The organism is Rhodoferax sp. GW821-FHT10B06 (genome assembly GCF_059415605.1).
In genome coordinates this window covers 104,506-122,959 of record NZ_JBWKNO010000010.1, presented here as the reverse complement: position 1 = coordinate 122,959, position 18,454 = coordinate 104,506, and the positions used below count along the sequence as shown (strand labels likewise).

The following is an 18,454-nucleotide window of genomic DNA, read 5'->3' as shown; positions in this document are numbered from 1 at the left end:
TCATTCGGGGCTCGGTAATGTGATGGTGATGCTTGAAGACAAGCGGAACCGGGTCGGAACCGGATCAATAGGCAACCACCATCTGGTGGAAAACCTGGGTGTTTCGCGGGCCTGTCACGCGCACGCTGATGCGGTAGCTCGCGCGGCTTTCGCCTTTAGGTCGTTTGATATGCATGGAGCCGGTCTGGGCTGCGGCTACAGGATCGGTGAAGCCGACGCAAGTGGCGGAATCGTAGGCGCCTGATGCCGAGCATTGGCGGTCAATGACGGTGACGATGGTGACCTGGGCGGCGTCGTCCCGAATGTCGTTGGTGCTGCTGTCAATGGCATTCACCAGAGCCAGGGGAATGCCTTGGGCATTGTTCTCCAGCGTAGAGGCCGAGTAGTGGACCCTATAAGTGGTGTCATTGGCTAAGTCGGTGGTGTTCAGGGTGCCGCTGTTAAGGGCCTTCACCGCCGCTGCCATGCCGCGCTCACCCTGGTTGAGCAGGTCGCGCCGGAAGGCCAGGTTGCCAGACTGCAGCAGCGAATTGGTCGAGGAGCGGGTCAGGGCAATTGCCGCCACCAGCATCAGCGTCAGGCAGATCAGCGTCATGACCATCACGATGCCGGACTGTGATCGGCGTTTGGCGGGCCGCTGCGGAAGGCGTTTGCACGCAGACGTTCTCATGGCAGCATCAACGGGTTGCGTATCGGAATGGTGGCCTCGACGGTGCGATAACGGTACAGGCGCTCGGCGTCGGTGAGGTTGCGCGTGAAGGTTACCGCCGTGGTCGGTGGGCTGGTGGCCGCGTCCAGATCCGTAAACAGCCTGATACTGCTCTGGGTGCTGGTGCCCATCACGGTTTGGCTAGCGGCGTTTTGGCTGGTGGCCACGGCCTTTTCGGGTAGGCTGGTGCGCAGGATCAGGCCGACCCGGATGGCCAGAATTTTCTGCAGGAAGTCGTTGGAGGTGGTCAGACTGGCGCAGGCTGTGGTTCTGGCTGCGGCATTGGCGGGGCGGTTGTGTACCTCTTGCACTGTACCGGCCATCAGGGCAGATAGGCTGTAGGTGGTGTCGGTCGGCTTGAACCATTCGGTGCTGCTGATCTTGCCGTCACAGTCTGCGTCTATGCCATACAGGGCATGCATTTCAAACACCCCGTCGGCCCGGGCTACGGCGGCGCGGGTGCTGTCGTTGTTGGTATTGAGCAGGTCATAGCTGTACAGTGTGTCGTTGTTGCCGACGCCAATGACTTGAAACTGGGGAGGGCTGTTTGTCGCCGTGGTGCTGGCGCTGAAACTGTGGATGTTCCCCAGCGCCATGGTGGCACTGTGGTCGGACAGTGTGGCGAGCATGGTGCCGGCGGCGTGGTAGTCGCCACCCAAGGTCAGTGCCGCAGCTGTTTTGCCGGTGACTTGGTCAATCAGGCAGTTTGAGACTCCGATGGTGCTGGCATCGGGTTCTATCTGCGTGATGAGCACGAGGTCATTGGCTTTGAATGGGACAGTATTGGTTAGATTTAGCTGCGCGTCGGTGGCAAAATTTGAAAAATCAACAGGTGTCTCCCCCACGCCTGCTGCTCCGCCCATCACTACCAGTACATCGGATGTCTGGTTGCTCACCGTGGGTTTGGTCTGGCCTGGCAATATCAGCACCGGTGCTAGGCGAAAGACACCCCGGGTGCTGCTGCCGGTGCCTTCATTGACGCTGGCAAAAGGTGCGGGCAGCGCCGCGTTGTTGGGGGTGGGCAGGATTTGCGAGGCCTGGTACGCATACAGCTGGCAGCCAAACGAATACGCTGCCGATTGCGTGAAGCCGCTGCCGGCACTGCGCACCGATTGCTCAATCAGCTGCATGGCATAGTTGCCGGCTTGGTTGGTGTCGTTGACTGAGGTCAGCGTGCGCTTGCGGCCTTCGGCGGCGGTCATAACCATGAACATGGCCAGCGACAAAACCATGCCTATCAGCAAGGCCACCATCAACTCAAGCAGGGTTACCCCGCGTTGCTTGGCACGGGCGCTACGCATTATGGAATCACCACTTGCGTGATGTACTTGCTGTTGGCGTCGCCACTTTTCTTCGATGGCGCTTTCCATGTGATGGTGATCGTGGTGGTTTTGATGCCGGTGGCGGAGTCTGTGCTGGTGGTGGGGTCGCTCGGAGTCGCGTTGGGTAGGCCAGAGCCTGTGGGGTCCTGGACGCGGGCTTTCCATTTCTCCAGGGTTGACGGGGAGGTGGTTTGCTCCGCCCACATACTGGCAACCAGTTCACTAGCCAGTTGCGCGGCCCGGGAGCGGTTTTCGGCATCGACTGCATAGCCTGTAGCCTTGGCTTGCATGCCCACCATACCCAGCACCCCGATGGAGAACAGCAGTAGCGAAATCAGCACTTCGATCAGGGCAAAGCCTGCGGAAGAGGGGGGGCGGCGCATGCTGGATGGCCTTTGCAGTGTCGACCTAGCAGCCATCGGGGACTGTGCTGGAGAGGGTCTTTTTCGGATCGCACATTCGGACCTGCCCGCCCACCGAAAGCGTGACCTGGAGCGGGCGGTCGGAAGCGGTTCTGGCCACAACATAGGTGTTGGCCGCGGAGGTGCATGCGGTGCTCAGCACGTTGATGGCACTGGAGGAGGCCAAAGTGACCACACTACCCAGTGGGCCAAAGCACACCATGGCCGGACCGGTAATCGTGACTCCGGCCTGTGTTGCGTGGTTGCCGCCCTGGACGTAGTCTGTGGTGGCAGCCGTCTCGGTCGTGGCACCGCTGGTCACCGGCAGTGTCTGTACAAACCAGTTTGTGCCGTTGGCGCTGGGGGCTGCACTGAGGGCCGGGGTGGCGCTGGTCAAGGCAAAGACGGTCACTCGGTTGCGTCGCAAGGCCTCGGCCTGGGCCATGCGCAGACCGTTTTGCACGTCCTCGGCAACACTGCGCACTTTGGCGTTGGCAATCCAGGTGCTGAAGGATGGCATGCTCGCCAGCAGCAGCAGCGCGGCGATGGTCAAGGTCACCATCAGCTCAATCAGGGTGAATCCGCGCTGCTTCAGCATGTGTCCCCCTGGCGCATGATCCAACACGCAGCAGTGGTGCCGCCCCAGGCTGTAGACAGCGTGCTGGTTTTGCTGTCCGACTGGTCGATGGTGTAGCTGAAGCCTGCAATCACCCCTGAGCCGGTGGCGGTGGCGGTGAAGGTCGCGACGTCGATGTTGGAGCACACCACCGAATACGGCGTGGGGCTGGTGTGGTTGGTTGCGGTGGCGGTACACGGAGGTGTCGCCGTGGAAGTCGTCTTGTAGGTGCGGTTGTCTTGGTAGAACTGCTCCATCTGCGCCCGGGTTGCCTGCAAGTCATTGGTCAAGGTCGCCAGATGCCCGCGTATGACGTAATTTCTATAGGACGGCAGTGCCACGGCCGCCAAGATGGCGACCACGGCCACGGTAATCATGAGCTCGATCAGAGTGAAGCCCCTTACCGCTGATGGTTTGCCAGGTGAGGTGATGGCGGAGGAAGAGGGGGTATGAAAGCGCATGTAGCAAAGTTGCAAATGGGTAAGTTCCCCATTTGTATATATTCTTGTATGTGTAACATTCGCCCAGGATGCCAGCCGGCCGGCGGAAACGGGGACATCATTTTTGAAATTGAAACGGTTGTGACAACGCTCTCAGCATGACAGTTCATGGTCGTGCAAGCCATCAGGCCATCCTGATAATTGAGTCAGTAGGTATTTCAAGTGGTCGGAATTTCCTGACGCGTAGCTGTCATACATGGGGTTTTTTGTTTGTTCTTAGGCGACATGAGGAGGGTATTGCGCTAGCTACAGCAGCTGTTGCGCCTGACTGTTAAGCTTTGCGCCGCTCACTATTCGACTGCCCAGACCCATGAACCTCCTCTTCGTCGCCGATCCCCTCGAGTCTTTCAAGATCTACAAGGACACCACCTTTGTGATGATGCGCGAGGCCCAGCGTCGCGGCCACAGCATCTCGGCCTGCGAGCCGCAAGACCTGCAGTGGCAGACCGGCGGCGTGGTGACGGCCCAGGTGCGCGATATCCATCTCACCGGTGACAAGACCGACTGGTTCAGCGTCAGCCAGCCGCTGTTCGCCGGCAGCCCGCGCGCGCTGAAGGACTTTGGCGCCATCATCATGCGCAAGGATCCGCCGTTTGATTCCGAGTTTTTCTACGCCACGCATTTGCTGGAGCAGGCCGAGCGCGAAGGCGCCAAGGTGTTCAACAAGCCGCGCGCGCTGCGCGATCACCCGGAAAAGCTGGCCATCATGGAGTTTCCGCAGTTCAGCGGCCCGACCCTGGTGACGCGCAGCGCCGACGCCATCCGCCGCTTCCATGCCGAACACAAGGACGTGATCCTCAAGCCGCTGGACGGCATGGGCGGCATGGGCATCTTCCGCGTCAAGGAAGACGGGCTGAACCTGGGCAGCATCATTGAGACGCTGAACAAGAACGGCGCCGAGAGCGTGATGGTGCAGAAGTTTCTCCCTGCCATCGCCCAGGGCGATAAGCGCGTGCTGGTGATTGGCGGCAAGCCCGTACCGTTTTGCCTAGCACGCATTCCGCAGGGCGGTGAGGTGCGCGGCAACCTGGCGGCCGGCGGCAAGGGCGTAGCCCAGCCACTGTCGGCGAGGGACCGCGAGATCGGCGAAGCCTTGGGCCCCATCCTGGCCGCGCGCGGCCTGCTGCTGGTGGGCGTGGACGTGATCGGCGACTGCGTGACCGAGATCAACGTCACCAGCCCGACCTGCTTCCAGGAAATCTTCGACCAGACTGGCTGCGACGTGGCGGCGCTGTTTGTCGACGCGCTGGAAGCCGCGCTGGCCTAGCGCGGCGCTGAAAAGCCTGACTTTATTCACGCTGCGGCCGAAAGCACGCGGCAGAGGGTAAATCCGCGCAAGCAAGAGTTGTTTGTGCGCGTGGTGGGCACTTATCATCTTTGTAAACTTCCAGTCGCCCATTGATGCCAGAACAAGCCCCACCCGGTCCCGACCCTGCCAGCCTACAGCGCTGGCTGGTGGGCATGGCCATGCCGGTGTGTGTCAAGGATGCTGGCAGCCGTTATCTGTTCGCCAACCAGGCATTTGAAGCCTTGTTTGGCACGACCGGCGATGCATTGCGTGGCGGCCACGGCGAGCCGGTTTTTTCGCCGGAGCAGGTGGCCGATTCTCTGGCCGCTGATGCCAAGGTATTCGCCAGCGGCGTGACGGCTTCTTTTGAGTTGGTGTATTGCAGCCCTGTGGATGGGAAAAACCGCGTGCTGCACAGCCTGAAAACGCCGCTGTTTGACGCTGCGGGCCAACCGCAATTCTTGATCGAAGTCATACAGGACGTGACAGATAGCCGCCAGGCCTATGCTGACCTGCAGGCCTATGACCAGCGCTTCCGCGATCTGGTGGATTTCACCGACGGCATTGTGTGGGAGGCTGAAGCCACCACCTTCAACAACACCTTCATCAGCAAAAGCGCCGAACGTCTGTTGGGTTATCCGTCGGAAGACTGGCTGACGCCTGATTTCTGGGCCAACCACATCCATCCTGAAGACCGCCGGCATGCCATGCAGTATTCATCCGACTGCATTGCCCGTGGCGAGGACCATGAGTTCCAGTACCGCTTCATCAAGCGGGACGGCAGCGTGGTGTGGATACACGACAGCACAAAGATCGCCATGCAGGACGGCAAACCCAAATGGCTGCGCGGGATGATGGTAGACATCACCGCGCGCCAGCAGGAGCAGCAGCAGTTGCGTGTCAGCCACCAGTCGCTGAAGGCGATCTCGCAAGGCGTGGTGATCGCCGACCCGCAGCAGCGCATCGTGTCGGTGAACGACGCCTTCTCCAGCATCACCGGCTACGCTTCCGCCGAGGCCATGGGCCGGACCTGGGACTTGCTGCAGGGGCCGGATACGGCCCTGGATTCCGTGGATGCGATGCGCCTGAACATGGCCTACGGCTCGAACTATTACGGCGACATCCTGCACTACCGCAAGGACGGCAGCACCTTCTGGGACGAGTTGACCATCTCGCCGGTGCGCGATGCGCGGGGCACCTTGACGCATTTCATTGGTGTCATCCGCGACAACACCAAGCGCCACCAGAACGAGGAGGAAATCCGCCGACTGGCGTTTTACGACCCGTTGACCGGCCTGCCGAACCGGCGCCTGCTGCTGGACCGGCTGCGCCATGCCCAGCTCGGCACCACCCGTACGCTGCAGCATGCGGCCGTGTTGTTCCTGGATCTGGATAACTTCAAGCAGCTCAACGACACCCTGGGCCATGATGTGGGCGACATGCTGCTGCAAGAGGTGGCGCAGCGGCTCACCTCCTGTGTGCGCGAAGGCGACAGCGTGGCGCGGCTGGGGGGCGACGAGTTTGTGCTGCTACTGGAAGCGCTGAGCCCGCATGGCCCGGAGGCCGCGGCACAGGCCGAGATGGTGGCCAGCAAGATTCTGCACACCCTGGGCGAGCCCTATGCGCTGGGCAAACACCGGCACCACAGCACGCCCAGCATAGGCATCGTGGTTTTCGTCCAAGACAACGAATCCATCGACGAGCTGTTGAAGAAAGCCGACATCGCCATGTACCAGGCCAAAGCGGCGGGCCGCAACGTGGCGCGCTTTTACGAGCCCGCCATGCAGGCCGCCGCAGCGGCCCGGGCGCAGCTGGAAAAAGACCTGCGCCAGGGTCTGGTGCGTGGCGAGTTCGTCCTGTACTACCAGGTCCAGGTGGAAACCCATGCTGACGGCACCGTGCGCACCATTGGCACCGAAGCCCTGGTGCGTTGGCAGCATCCGACACGCGGCCTGGTGTTGCCCGCCGCGTTCATTCCGATTGCCGAAGAGTCCGGCCTGATCCTGCCGCTGGGCCAGTGGGTACTGGAAGCCGCCTGTGCCCAGTTGGTGGCCTGGGCCAGGCAGCCGGACACGGCGCACTGGACGGTGGCGGTCAACGTCAGTGCCGCACAGTTTTCCAAGGCCGACTTCGTGTCCACCGTCAGCACCGCGCTGCAAGCGACGGGGGCCAACCCGGGCCGCCTGAAGCTGGAGATCACTGAAAGCATGCTGATGCATGACGTGGAGGAGGTGGTGGCCAAGATGAATGCCATCAAGGCTTACGGCGTACGCATGTCGCTGGATGACTTTGGGACAGGCTTTTCCTCGTTGAGCTCGTTGAAGCGCCTGCCATTGGACCAACTGAAGATCGACAAATCCTTTGTGCGCGACCTGCTGACCGACCCCAGCGATGCTGTCATTGCCCGCACCATCGTGGACATGGGCCACAGCCTGGGTTTGCGCGTGGTGGCCGAGGGTGTGGAGACGCAAGGCCAGCATGCATTCCTGGCCAATATAGGCTGCGATGCCTACCAGGGCTACTACTTCGGGCGGCCCGTGCCCAGTAGCCAACTGGTGTTGCCAATACAGCGCGCGGCATAGGCCCGCAGCGGTCAGGGCAGGTTGTAAGGCGTCACCACCTGCACGGCGGACGAGGTGGTTGAGATGCCGGCCGGCGCCGCACCATGCGCCGCCATGATGTGCAAGCAGGCCTGGCGCATGTCCTGTTGCAGATCGTGGTGCAGCACCGCCTGCAGCGTGCCGTCGCGCAGCAGCGCCAGGTTGTCGGCATCCAGGTCGTGGGCAATGAACACCCGGCATGGGCGCTGGAGCTGCGCGAAGGCTTGCTGTATCGCCGCGTTGGCGCCGCCAATGGAATACACCGCTTCTACATCCGGTAGCTGCTTGAGCCTCTTGCGCACCAGGGCCACCGTGGCATCGTGCAGTCCCAGTCCCTCGCTCACCTCGTGCAGCACCAGGTTTTTGAACTGGGAGCGCACGGCCTGGCGAAAGCCGATTTCCCGCTCCTCCTCGCCCCGGAAGCGGTTGCTGCTGATGGACACCAGCACGCCGGTTTTGCGCTTACCCAGCCACTGCGACACCAGGTAGGCCGCGGTGTGGCCGGCGGCGCGGTTGTCCATGCCCACATAGGCAAGGCGTGCCGAACCCGGCAGGTCGGTCACCAGCGTCACCACGGGAATGCCCTTGGCCTGCAGGCGGGCAACGGCTTGGGACACCTCGGGCACATCGGGGGCCTTCAGCAGCACGCCGTGGCTGCCTTGCTGCAGGATCTTGTCCAGCGTGGCCACCAGCAGCGTGGTGGCTTGGTCCTCACCCAGGTGGTAGCGGGCGCGGAAGATGGCCGGGTGCAGGCCCGGCAGCACCTGCTCCAGCGCCGTGCGTACCAGCAGGCTGAAGCGCTGTGGCGCCTGCATCACCACATCCACCCAGAACTTGCGCCCGACCAGGCCGACCTGGTTCTTTTGCCGGTCCAGTTCCTGCAGCGCCTGCTCCACCCGCCGCACTGTGTGCTGGCGCACACCACCGCGCTGGTTTAACACCCGGTCCACCGTGGCCAGACTGGTGCCGGCCTGCGAGGCGATGTCTTTCAGAAGGTGTGTATGGGCCATTTTTTGATGGATTTTTGAGGTGTTTTTGAAGGCTTTTGAGTCCCTATTATTCATCTGCAATACCTACACTGGCGCATCTTTCACCGATGGACTCCAGCCATGCCCTCCCTGCAAAACGATACAGCCGCATCCCGCTCGCACCACTGGCTCAGACCCGAAGACTGCACGGTGGCCGAGCTGGATGCGGTGCTGCGCACCCCCGCCAATCCCGCCGATTACCCGCTGGCCAGCGGGGTGGGCATGGGCGTGCCGCAGTACGACTGCGCGCAGTTGCGCCAGCAGATGGCGGCGACTTCCCAGCCGGTGCTCTTCCAGCAGCAGCTGATGGCCGAATGGAGCCGGGTATGGAGTGACGGCCCGGGTGTGCTGGCCTTGCAAGGCCTGTTTGCCGACCTGGCCGTGGTGGACGCCGCCACCGCCGTGTTCCTGCGCATGATTGCCGCCGAGCGGCTGCTGGGCGCCAAGGCCGACCATTTCGCCAAGCCTGGCGCCAACGACCGGGTGTGGAACGCGCTGGAGAAGTTTTGTGTGGAAGCGCCCGAGGTATTCGCAGCCTACTACGGCAACGAGCTGCTGGCGCTGGTCTGCGAGGCCTGGCTGGGCCCGGCCTACCAGATGACTTCGCAGATCAACAGCGTGAACCCCGGTGGCGCAGCGCAGATGGCGCATCGCGACTACCACCTGGGCTTTTTGACCGCCGCGCAGGCGGCGCGCTACCCGGCGCCGGTGCACCGCCTGTCGCCCTACTTGACGTTGCAGGGCGCGGTAGCGCATGTGGACATGCCGCTGCACAGCGGCCCCACGCTGTACCTGCCGCATTCGCACAAATACCTGCCGGGCTATCTGGTGGCGGGTCAGCCGGAGTTCCAGGCGTATTTTGATGCCCACCAAGTGCAGCTGCCGCTGCGCAAGGGCGATGCGGTGTTTTTCAACCCCGCGTTGATGCACGCCGCGGGCCATAACCGATCTACCGATATCTGCCGTATGGCAAATCTGCTGCAGGTGTCCTCAGCCTTCGGCCGCGCCATGGAGTCGGTGGACCGGCAGCGCATGGTGCAGGCGCTGTACCCGGCGCTGCGTGCACTGCAACAGGCGGGTGCTGTAACAGACGCAGCCCTGGCTTGCGCCGTCGCCGCCTGCGCCGAGGGCTATGCCTTCCCGACCAATCTGGACCGCGATCCGCCCCTGGGTGGTCTGGCGCCGGAGAGCCAGCAAGGCCTGGTGTTGCGTGCCCTGGCGGAGCAGTGGCCGGCGCCGCAATTGAACCAGGCTCTGCAGCAGCAAGCGGACAAGAAGAAAACCACGTCCTAGGTTTGGGTGGTTTCAGCTGCGTGGACGGCGCATGTGCGCTGGCATGCCCCGTCGCCGGAGTCGCACTGTTGTGCTATTGATTTGGTAGCTGCTTGCGCAGGTATTTCCTGTGCCAGAGGCGTATTTGACTTGAAGCCGCTAGCCGACCAGTGCGCCGTCCACAAACACCTTCAGCTCGCCCGGTGCGAAGGCCGTCCAGGCCTCGTTGGTGGTCAGCGGCGCGGTGGCCACCAGGGCCACGCGGTCCTGGGCGGTGGTGTGTTCGGCAAAGTTGACGCTCAGGTCCTCGTCCTTCAGCGTGGCGTGGGCGAACGGATGCTGGCGCTCCAAGTAGTGCAGCTGCGTGGAGGCATGGGCCCACAGCGCCTCGCCGTTGCTGAGCAGGAAGTTGAAGGTGCCGTGGCGGGCGATGCGCTGGCCCAGCTCGCGCAGGGTCAGGGTCAGCTCGGCCACGCTGGGCACGCCGGCGTGGGACTTGGCCAGCTCTTGCATCACCCAGCAGAAGGCGCGTTCGCTGTCCGTATTGCCCACCGGTTGGAAGCTGCTGTGCAGGCGGGGGTGGAAGTCTTTCAAATCACCATTGTGGGCAAACACCCAGTAGCGGCCCCAGAGTTCGCGCACAAAGGGGTGGCAGTTCTCCAGCGCTACCACGCCTTGGGTGGCTTTGCGGATGTGGGCGATGACGTTGCGGCTCTGGATCGGGTAGCGGCGTATCAGCTCGGCCACCGGCGACTCGCAGGCCGCCTGGTGGTCCACGAAATGGCGCAGGCCCCGGCCCTCAAAAAAGGCGATGCCCCAGCCGTCGCTGTGGTGGTCGGTGCGGCCGCCGCGTTCGGCGAAGCCGCTGAAGCTGAACACCACGTCGGTCGGCGTGTTGCAGTTCATTCCCAGCAGTTGGCACATGGGGTCAGTCTTTCGGCGTGGAGAGGGGGCCCGCAGCACAGCGTGGGCACAGGCAGGCCCGGTTCAGTGCCTCGGGTGGCAACTGGGCCAGCGCCTGCGGGGCCACGCTTTGTGTTGTGCACCAGCACGGGGGTTGCGCAATGCCGCTGCTGCGCTCCAGTTCCAGGGCGCAGTGGTTGGCCTGACCGCACAGCGGGCACTGGCTGGGGAGGATGGCTGTAGGGGGCGTATCGGCGGGCATGGGGAATCTTAAGGCGAAGGGGCTGGCCGGCTGGGGTTTAGGTAAAAAACGGGGTTCCGTGCTCTATTTACCTACGCTTGGCGCTACTTATTTTGTAGTGTTTCCGGCGCAACCCGGTAGGCTCGCAGCATAAATATCGGGTGCTGGCGGTTTTCCCTAAAATCAAATGTATCAATACCTTACACAATCGAACATGGGGCAGACAATATTTACTTTGCGGTGAGAAAGCAAAGTAGTGCAAAGGCCGGATATGCGCATAAATTTCACAATAAAAGCACTGTTGACGCTGATGGGTATGGGCCTAGGGTCTATGGTTTTTGCCGCAACACTGGCCGGTTCTGCAGGCATGTCGGCTGGAAGCCCGGCGACTGCGGCGGCTTTGGATCTTCCGGTTGGCAACGATGCAGCCTCCGCCGAGGCAGCGCACAAATCTCCGGTCACCAAGACCGACGAAGCCCCTTCGGCAGCCCGTGCAGCCCCTGAAGCACCAGCCGCCGTGACGAACGCGAATGTCTCCATTGGCAAGCCTGCCAATGACGAGTCGATTAGCGCCGCTTACAAAGACCTGGTGAAGGCGACCGGCGCCCAGGATACCTACCAGAACCTGAGTGCCGACTTGAGCATGGAAAAAGCCCGCCAGGTGCTGGATGCGGGCAGCGAGGACGAAATCGATGCCGCGCGCAGGGCCCGTGCGAACAACGATGCATCTGCCGGCATGCGTACCGCTGGCCCGGCGCGCACAGAAGAGCAAATGCGCCAGGACGAGGCCCGTGCGTCCTTGTTGGCCGCGCAACTGCTGGACGAGGTGGCGCCCTGGGTGGGTGGTGCCGTGGTCCTGTATCTCGGCATGAAGATCGCGCGCTATTTTTTGCTGCGTAGCCGGGCGAAATCGTCTCGGCGGCGCAGGCACCGCCGTTCCATGGTCCGTTCCCGCTGAGTTCTCTACCTGCCCGTGTGGCTTTGTACCGTCGGCCGCATACAGGCAAGAGTACAATTCAGATGCAATTAATTCGTATTTGCATTTTTGTGGAGCGGGCATAGGGTCTGCACCCTTGGAATGCAGCTCCTACCCTCACCATTCTTTTCATGAAAATTTCCATTCCGTTTTTGGCACGCGCTGCGGCACTGGCAGTGGGTGTGTTGGCGACGTCCGTGTGGGCGCAGGCGTCTGATCCGCTGGTGGTGTACAACGCCCAGCACGTCAGCCTGACCCAGGCCTGGGCCGATGGTTTCACCAAGGAAACCGGCATCAAGGTGATTTTGCGCAATGGTGGCGACAGTGAATTGGGCAACCAACTGGTGCAAGAAGGCGCGGCCTCCAATGCCGACGTGTTCCTGACCGAAAACTCCCCCGCCATGGCTCTGGTAGATGCCGCTGGCCTGTTTGCGCCGCTGGACCCGGCCACCCTGGCCCAGGTGCCTGTCAGCTTCCGTCCTGAGCACGGCCGCTGGATTGGCGTTGCAGCCCGCACCACGGTGTTTGTTTACAACAAGAAAAAATTCACCCCTGAACAGTTGCCCAAGTCCATGATGGATCTGGCCAACCCTAGCTGGAAAGGCCGCTGGGCCGCATCGCCTGCGGGCGCAGACTTCCAGGCCATCGTCAGCGCCATGCTGGAACTCAAGGGCGAGCCCGCGACGGCCGCCTGGCTGAAGGCGATGAAGGAAAACGCCACGCCTTACAAGGGCAATAGCGTTGTCCTGAAGGCCGTGAATGCAGGTCAGATCGATGGCGGCATCATCTACCACTACTACCGTTTCGGCGACCAGGCCAAGACCGGTGAAAACAGCAACAACACCGCGCTGTACTACTTCCGCAACGAAGATCCGGGTGCTTTTGTCAGCATCTCCGGTGGTGGTGTGTTGGCTAACAGCAAGCGCCAAGCCCAGGCCCAGGCCTTCGTCAAATGGGTGACGGGCAAGGGTGGCCAGGAAATTCTGCGCACCGGTGACTCGTATGAGTATGCCGTGGGTTTCGGTGCCCCATCCAACTCCAAACTGGTGCCTCTGGCAGAGTTGCAGGCACCTAAAGTCGAGCCTTCCAAACTGAATAGCAAAAAAGTGTCGGACCTGATGACCCAGGCGGGCTTGCTATAAAAATTGAGTGTCCGTAGTACCTTCGGTTCTTCCTAGCGCGCCTGCCATGCCAGGCGCGCTGCCGCATTTCTTGCGCCGCATGCGGCGCTTTTCTGCGTCCTGGGTGGGTGTAGCGGCGGTTTTGGTGTCTTTGTTTGCGCTGTTGCCGCTGGGCTTTGTGGTCTGGGTGGCCTGGAACACGGGGTGGGAGCTTGCTGCTCCGCTGGTGTTCCGCCCGCGCGTTGGCGAACTCCTGGTCAACACCGCCTGGCTGGTGGCCTGCACCGTTCCCTTGTGTGCGATCTTGTCCTTGGCGTTGGCCTGGCTGACCGAGCGCAGTGACCTGCCCGGTGCCCGCACCTGGGCCTGGCTGGCGGTGGCACCCCTGGTGGTGCCGGCTTTTGTCCATAGCTATGCCTGGATCACCGTGGCGCCCGGCCTGCATGGCCTGGCCGGCGGCATGCTGGTGTCCATCCTGGCATATTTCCCGTTTATGTACCTCCCCCTGTCGGCAGCGCTGCGCCGCCTGGACCCGGGCATGGAAGACGCAGCCGCATCGCTGGGCCTGGGGCCCTGGGCGGTGTTTTTACGCGTGGTGCTGCCGCAGCTGCGCCTGGCCCTGTGTGGCGGCGGCCTGCTGGTGGGCCTGCATCTGTTGGCCGAATACGGCTTGTTCGTGATGATCCGGTTTGACACTTTCACCACCGCCATCGTGGACCAGTTCCAGTCCACCTACAACGGTCCCGCCGCGAATATGCTGGCCGGTGTGCTGGTGGTGTGCTGCTTTGCTCTGCTGGCGCTGGAGTCCGGCCTGCGCGGCAACGAGCGCTATGCCCGCGTGGGCACGGGTGCGGCCCGCATGCCCATGCGCGCCCGGCTTGGCCGCTACACCGTGCTGGCCTGGCTGCTGCCGGCCGTGACGGCATTGCTGTCCTTGGGCGTGCCGCTGTTTACTCTCGGGCGTTGGCTGATTGCCGGTGGTGCGGCCGTTTGGCACTGGGATGTGATGGCCTCGGCCCTCGGCCAAACCTTGGCCCTGGCGGTGGCGGGCGGCATTTTGACCACGCTGGTGTCCGTGCCCATGGCCTGGTTGTCTATCCGCGCACCGGGTCGTCTGCAGCGGCTTACCGAGGCTTGCAATTACTTGGTCGGCTCCTTGCCTGGCGTGGTGGTGGCCCTGGCTTTGGTCACCGTGACCGTGCGCGTGGCGTTGCCGATTTACCAAACCGTGTTCACCGTGTTGCTGGCCTATGCGCTGATGTTTTTGCCGCGTGCCCTGGTCAGCCTGCGTGCGGGCATTGCCCAGGCGCCGGTCGAGCTGGAATACGCGGCGCGCAGCCTGGGCCGCTCGCCCGCGCAGGCGCTTTGGTCCGTGACCCTGCGTCTGGCTGCGCCGGGTGCTGCGGCCGGCATGGCCATGGTCTCTCTGGGTATTACCAATGAGTTGACGGCCACCTTGCTGCTGGCGCCCAGCGGCACGCAAACCCTGGCAACGGCCTTCTGGGCTTTCAGCAGCGAAATCGACTACGCCGCAGCCGCGCCTTATGCCTTGACCATGGTGCTGCTGTCCATGCCCATGACCTGGCTTTTATATGTGCAATCGAAACGGACCGCCGGAAGATGAGTTTTCTTGAATTGAATGCGGTGCGTAAAAGCTATGGCCAGGTGGTAGCACTGGACGGCGTGGACCTGCATGTGCCCGCCGGTAGCCGAACCGCCATCGTCGGGCCTTCCGGCTCAGGTAAAACCACGCTGCTGCGCCTGATCGCCGGCTTTGAAGCGCCCGACGCCGGCCGCATCAGCCTGGGGCGTCAGCAACTGGCCCAGGGCCTGCAATCCGTGCCGGCCCACCAGCGCGGCATCGGCTTTGTGCCGCAGGAAGGGGCTTTGTTTCCTCACCTCAGCGTGGCCAACAACATTGGTTTCGGCCTGGCTCGCAACGCGCCCGACCGCAGCCAGCGCATCACCGAGCTGATGCAGATGGTGACCCTGGACCCGGTCATGCTGTCACGCCGCCCGCACGAGCTGTCGGGCGGACAGCAGCAGCGCGTGGCTCTGGCCCGCGCCCTGGCCTTGCGACCACGCCTGATGCTGCTGGACGAGCCGTTTTCGGCGCTGGACACCGGTTTACGTGCCAGTACCCGCAAGGCCGTGGCCCAACTGCTGGGCGCGGCCGGTATCACCACCATTCTGGTCACGCACGACCAGGCCGAGGCCTTGTCGTTCGCCGACCAAGTTGCTGTGATGCGCGGCGGCAAGCTGGTCCAGGTTGGCGCACCCAATGCGCTGTATCTGCGCCCGGTAGACGCCGCCACGGCCCAGTTTCTGGGTGAAACCATTGTTCTGCCGGCCCAGTTGGCGCAGGGCTGGGCGACCTGCGCGCTGGGCGTGATTCCTGTGCACGACAGTGAACGCACCGGTTCGGCGCAGATCATGTTGCGTCCTGAGCAACTGCAGCTGACCCCGGTTCCGGCGGAACAGCTGGACCCGGATGCTGAAGCCTGCTGCGGTGTGGTGGAGGACATTGACTTCGGCGGCGCCCTGTGCGGGCTCACCGTGCGCCTGCTGGGCGAGGCGCAGGCGGGTACCGAGCCGCTGCTGGTGCGTAGCCCGGCCATCCACATTCCACCGCTGGGTTCTACCGTGCAAATCACCGTGATGGGCCAGGCCCACGTTTTTGCCAACTCCGTCACGGTATAAAAAACTTGTAAAAACTTTGTCAACCGATGCTTGGGACTGCTCGTTGTAGGTGCACAAGGAGTTTCCCATGACATCGATAGCCCACCCCACTGAATACAACTGGCCCTCTGACGACCGCGATCGTCGCCGGATGCCCGCACGTTAAAGTGCCTGCGACCCACCCCCCGGTGCCACGCCGGGCGAGCAGTGGGTTTGTAACAAAATCGGCAGCGCAAGCTGCCGTTTCCTATTGTGGGGAAAATGGGCTCTAGCGCAGGTGTTGCCTGCGGTAGTAGCTGCATATTCCATAGCAAAACCGGCTTGAGCCGACCTGTTGCAAGTTAAAAAAATGGCACCCTAGGGTGCCATTTTTTATGCATGAAATCAGCCTCTGGCGCAGGTAACATCTGCGCAGGTAGCTACTGATTCAATAGCAAAACCTCAGGCCGTACCGGCCTTCACCTTCAGGCGCCACGCGTGAAGCAAAGGCTCGGTGTAGCCGCTGGGCTGGGCCAGGCCCTTGAACACCAGGTCGCAGGCAGCTTTATACGCGGCGCTGGTGGCAAAGTGGCCGGCCATGTTCTTGTAAAGCTTGTCGCTGGCGTTCTGCTTGTCCACCACGGCGGCCATGCGCTCGAAGGTTTCGGTGATCTGCTCTTTGGTCACCACGCCGTGGTGCAGCCAGTTGGCCATGTGCTGGCTGCTGATGCGCAGGGTGGCGCGGTCTTCCATTAGGCCCACATTGTGGATGTCGGGCACCTTGGAGCAGCCTACGCCCTGGTCCACCCAGCGCACCACATAGCCCAAGATGCCCTGGGCGTTGTTGTCCAGCTCCTGTTGCTTCTCGGCGGCGCTCCAGTTCGGCATGGCGGTGACCGGGATTTGCAGCAGGTTGTCCAGAATGCCGTCGCGGGCTTTCTCGTAGTTGGTTTTTTCCAGTTCCTTTTGCACGTCGCGCACCAGCAGCTGGTGGTAGTGCAGGGCGTGCAGGGTGGCGCCAGTGGGGCTGGGCACCCAGGCGGTGTTGGCGCCGGCCTTGGGATGGGCAATCTTTTGCTCCATCATGGCCTTCATCAGGTCGGGCATGGCCCACATTCCCTTGCCGATCTGCGCCTTGCCGCGCAGGCCGCTGCTCAGGCCGGCCAGCACATTGTTTTTCTCATAGGCCTGGATCCAGGCGCTGGTCTTCATATCGCCCTTGCGCACCATGGGGCCGGCCAGTATGGCGGTGTGCATTTCGTCGCCGGTGCGGTCCAGGAAGCCGGTGTTGATGAAGGCCACGCGGCTTTCGGCGGCGGCAATACAGGCTTTCAGGTTGACGCTGGTGCGGCGCTCTTCGTCCATGATGCCCAGCTTGACGGTGCTGTCGGCCAGGCCCAGCATCTTTTCCACGCGGCTGAACAGTTCGGCCGCAAAAGCGACCTCGGCGGGGCCGTGCATCTTGGGCTTGACGATGTAGACCGAGCCCTTGCGCGAGTTGCGGATGGCGTCCTTCTTGGTCTTCTTCAGGTCGTGCAGGGCGATGGTCGTGGTGATGACCGCGTCCATGATGCCCTCGGGAATCTCTTGCGTGCTGCCGTCGGCGGCGGTGTAGGTGATGGCCGGGTTGGTCATCAGGTGGCCCACATTGCGCACAAACATCAGGCTGCGGCCGTGCAACTTCACGTCCTTCTTGCCCTCGGGTGAGGTGTAGATGCGGTCGGCGTTCAGGCCACGGGTCAGCGTCTTGCCGCCCTTGTCAAAGCTCTCGGTCAGCGTGCCTTGCAGAATGCCCAGCCAGTTGCCGTAGGCCAGTACTTTGTCTTCGGCGTCCACCACGGCCACCGAGTCTTCCAGGTCCAGGATGGTGGACAGGGCTGCTTCCAGCACCAGGTCGCTCACGCCGGCCGCGTCGCTCTTGCCGATCGGCGTGGCGCGGTTGATGATGATGTCCAGATGCAGGCCGTTGTGCTCCAGCAGCACGGAAGAGGGCGCCTTGGCCTCACCCTGAAAGCCCACGAACTGCGACTTGTGCTCGAGTTTGGAGGTGCTGCCGTCCTTCAGCGTAACGACCAGCTCACCGCCCTTGACGCGGTAGCCGGTGGAGCCTACGTGTGTGCCCTTCTTCAGCGGCGCGCAGCGGTCCAGCACATTGCGTGCGTATTCAATGACCTTCTTGCCGCGCTTGGGGTTGTAGCCTTTCGGCCCCACTTTCTCGCAGCCTTTTTCTTCGCTGATCACGTCCGTGCCGTACAGCGCGTCGTACAGCGAGCCCCAGCGCGCGTTTGCGGCGTTCAGCGCGTAGCGGGCGTTCAGCACCGGCACCACCAGCTGCGGGCCGGCCTGGATGGCCAGCTCGGCGTCCACGTTCTTGGTGCTGATCTTCACCTTCTTAGGCGAGGGCACCAGGTAGCCGATTTCTTCCAGAAAGGCCTTGTAGGCCGGCATGTCGGAGATGGGGCCGGGGTGGGACTTGTGCCAGCCGTCCAGTGCCGTTTGCAGGCGGTCACGCTCGGCCAGCAGGGCAATGTTCTTGGGCGCCAGGTCGGCCACGATCGCACTGAACCCGGCCCAGAAGCTGGCGCTGTCCACACCGGTACCGGGTAGCACTTTCTCTTCAATGAACTGGTCCAGAACGGTGGCTACTTGGAGCTGGTGGCGGGTGGTACGTGCTGTCATAGTGGTGCGCCTTTGCAATGGGGTGGATCGGTGGAAAATGCTTCAAGCAAACGATAGGCCTACTTTATTCGATACTTAATAGGGTATTAATTCGATTAAATTGCATTTATATGTGACAAAAATAGATGTAATGAGCCCTT

General features: G+C 62.4%; 16 protein-coding genes. 7 read left to right on the top strand and 9 right to left on the bottom strand.

Features of this window, described 5'->3' with window-relative positions:
- Positions 1-64 precede the first annotated feature (64 nt).
- From AC07O2_RS16595 to AC07O2_RS16575, 5 genes are read right to left on the bottom strand one after another with little or no spacing between them, the layout of a single operon-like run.
- Positions 65-670 (bottom strand): pilus assembly PilX family protein, encoded by a 606-nt coding sequence (locus AC07O2_RS16595; RefSeq protein WP_495076845.1) that lies wholly within the window; start codon positions 668-670, stop codon positions 65-67.
- A complete protein-coding gene (locus tag AC07O2_RS16590) occupies positions 667-2,010 on the bottom strand; it encodes a PilW family protein (RefSeq protein ID WP_495076844.1) in 1,344 nt (447 codons plus the stop codon). Before AC07O2_RS16590 ends, AC07O2_RS16595 begins: the two co-directional genes overlap by 4 nt.
- On the bottom strand, positions 2,010-2,414 hold the full coding sequence (gene pilV / locus AC07O2_RS16585; protein ID WP_495076843.1) for a type IV pilus modification protein PilV: 405 nt from the start codon (positions 2,412-2,414) through the stop codon (positions 2,010-2,012). Before pilV ends, AC07O2_RS16590 begins: the two co-directional genes overlap by 1 nt.
- A 25-nt stretch (positions 2,415-2,439) precedes the next feature.
- The gene (locus tag AC07O2_RS16580) at positions 2,440-3,030 is read right to left on the bottom strand and encodes a GspH/FimT family pseudopilin (protein ID WP_495076842.1); all 591 of its coding nucleotides are present in this window, start codon (positions 3,028-3,030) and stop codon (positions 2,440-2,442) included.
- Positions 3,024-3,509: a type IV pilin protein gene (locus AC07O2_RS16575; RefSeq protein WP_495076841.1), complete on the bottom strand. Its 486-nt coding sequence runs from the start codon at positions 3,507-3,509 to the stop codon at positions 3,024-3,026. The genes AC07O2_RS16580 and AC07O2_RS16575 overlap by 7 nt, the downstream gene beginning before the upstream one ends.
- 349 nt (positions 3,510-3,858) lie before the next feature.
- Between AC07O2_RS16575 and gshB the strand changes: the two genes are divergently transcribed.
- On the top strand, positions 3,859-4,815 hold the full coding sequence (gene gshB / locus AC07O2_RS16570) for a glutathione synthase (RefSeq protein ID WP_495076840.1): 957 nt from the start codon (positions 3,859-3,861) through the stop codon (positions 4,813-4,815).
- A gap of 134 nt (positions 4,816-4,949) precedes the next feature.
- Positions 4,950-7,418, top strand: coding sequence for a sensor domain-containing protein (locus tag AC07O2_RS16565; RefSeq protein ID WP_495076839.1), 2,469 nt, complete (start codon positions 4,950-4,952; stop codon positions 7,416-7,418).
- A gap of 11 nt (positions 7,419-7,429) precedes the next feature.
- On the opposite strand, the gene AC07O2_RS16560 is transcribed toward AC07O2_RS16565, so the two are convergent.
- Positions 7,430-8,446 (bottom strand): LacI family DNA-binding transcriptional regulator, encoded by a 1,017-nt coding sequence (locus tag AC07O2_RS16560; RefSeq protein ID WP_495076838.1) that lies wholly within the window; start codon positions 8,444-8,446, stop codon positions 7,430-7,432.
- Between the two features lie 99 nt (positions 8,447-8,545).
- Between AC07O2_RS16560 and AC07O2_RS16555 the strand changes: the two genes are divergently transcribed.
- On the top strand, positions 8,546-9,757 hold the full coding sequence (locus AC07O2_RS16555) for a phytanoyl-CoA dioxygenase family protein (protein WP_495076837.1): 1,212 nt from the start codon (positions 8,546-8,548) through the stop codon (positions 9,755-9,757).
- 138 nt (positions 9,758-9,895) lie between these two features.
- Here AC07O2_RS16555 and AC07O2_RS16550 read toward each other — a convergent pair whose 3' ends face one another.
- Together AC07O2_RS16550 and AC07O2_RS16545 are read right to left on the bottom strand one after the other, a co-directional pair.
- Positions 9,896-10,660 (bottom strand): class II glutamine amidotransferase, encoded by a 765-nt coding sequence (locus AC07O2_RS16550; RefSeq protein WP_495076836.1) that lies wholly within the window; start codon positions 10,658-10,660, stop codon positions 9,896-9,898.
- A 4-nt stretch (positions 10,661-10,664) separates the two neighbouring features.
- Entirely contained in the window at positions 10,665-10,901 is a 237-nt protein-coding gene (locus tag AC07O2_RS16545; RefSeq protein ID WP_495076835.1) for a cysteine-rich CWC family protein, read from the bottom strand.
- A 346-nt stretch (positions 10,902-11,247) separates the two neighbouring features.
- Here AC07O2_RS16545 and AC07O2_RS16540 point away from each other — a divergent pair, with 346 nt between their 5' ends.
- From AC07O2_RS16540 to AC07O2_RS16525, 4 genes are all read left to right on the top strand, one after another.
- On the top strand, positions 11,248-11,838 hold the full coding sequence (locus tag AC07O2_RS16540; protein ID WP_495076834.1) for a hypothetical protein: 591 nt from the start codon (positions 11,248-11,250) through the stop codon (positions 11,836-11,838).
- A gap of 149 nt (positions 11,839-11,987) precedes the next feature.
- Positions 11,988-12,998, top strand: coding sequence for an iron ABC transporter substrate-binding protein (locus AC07O2_RS16535; protein WP_495076833.1), 1,011 nt, complete (start codon positions 11,988-11,990; stop codon positions 12,996-12,998).
- A 79-nt stretch (positions 12,999-13,077) separates the two neighbouring features.
- Positions 13,078-14,601, top strand: coding sequence for an ABC transporter permease (locus AC07O2_RS16530; protein WP_495076832.1), 1,524 nt, complete (start codon positions 13,078-13,080; stop codon positions 14,599-14,601).
- The gene (locus tag AC07O2_RS16525) at positions 14,598-15,677 is read left to right on the top strand and encodes an ABC transporter ATP-binding protein (RefSeq protein WP_495076831.1); all 1,080 of its coding nucleotides are present in this window, start codon (positions 14,598-14,600) and stop codon (positions 15,675-15,677) included. Before AC07O2_RS16530 ends, AC07O2_RS16525 begins: the two co-directional genes overlap by 4 nt.
- A 420-nt stretch (positions 15,678-16,097) precedes the next feature.
- On the opposite strand, the gene AC07O2_RS16520 is transcribed toward AC07O2_RS16525, so the two are convergent.
- A complete protein-coding gene (locus AC07O2_RS16520) occupies positions 16,098-18,314 on the bottom strand; it encodes a malate synthase G (protein ID WP_495076830.1) in 2,217 nt (738 codons plus the stop codon).
- Positions 18,315-18,454: the final 140 nt, after the last annotated feature.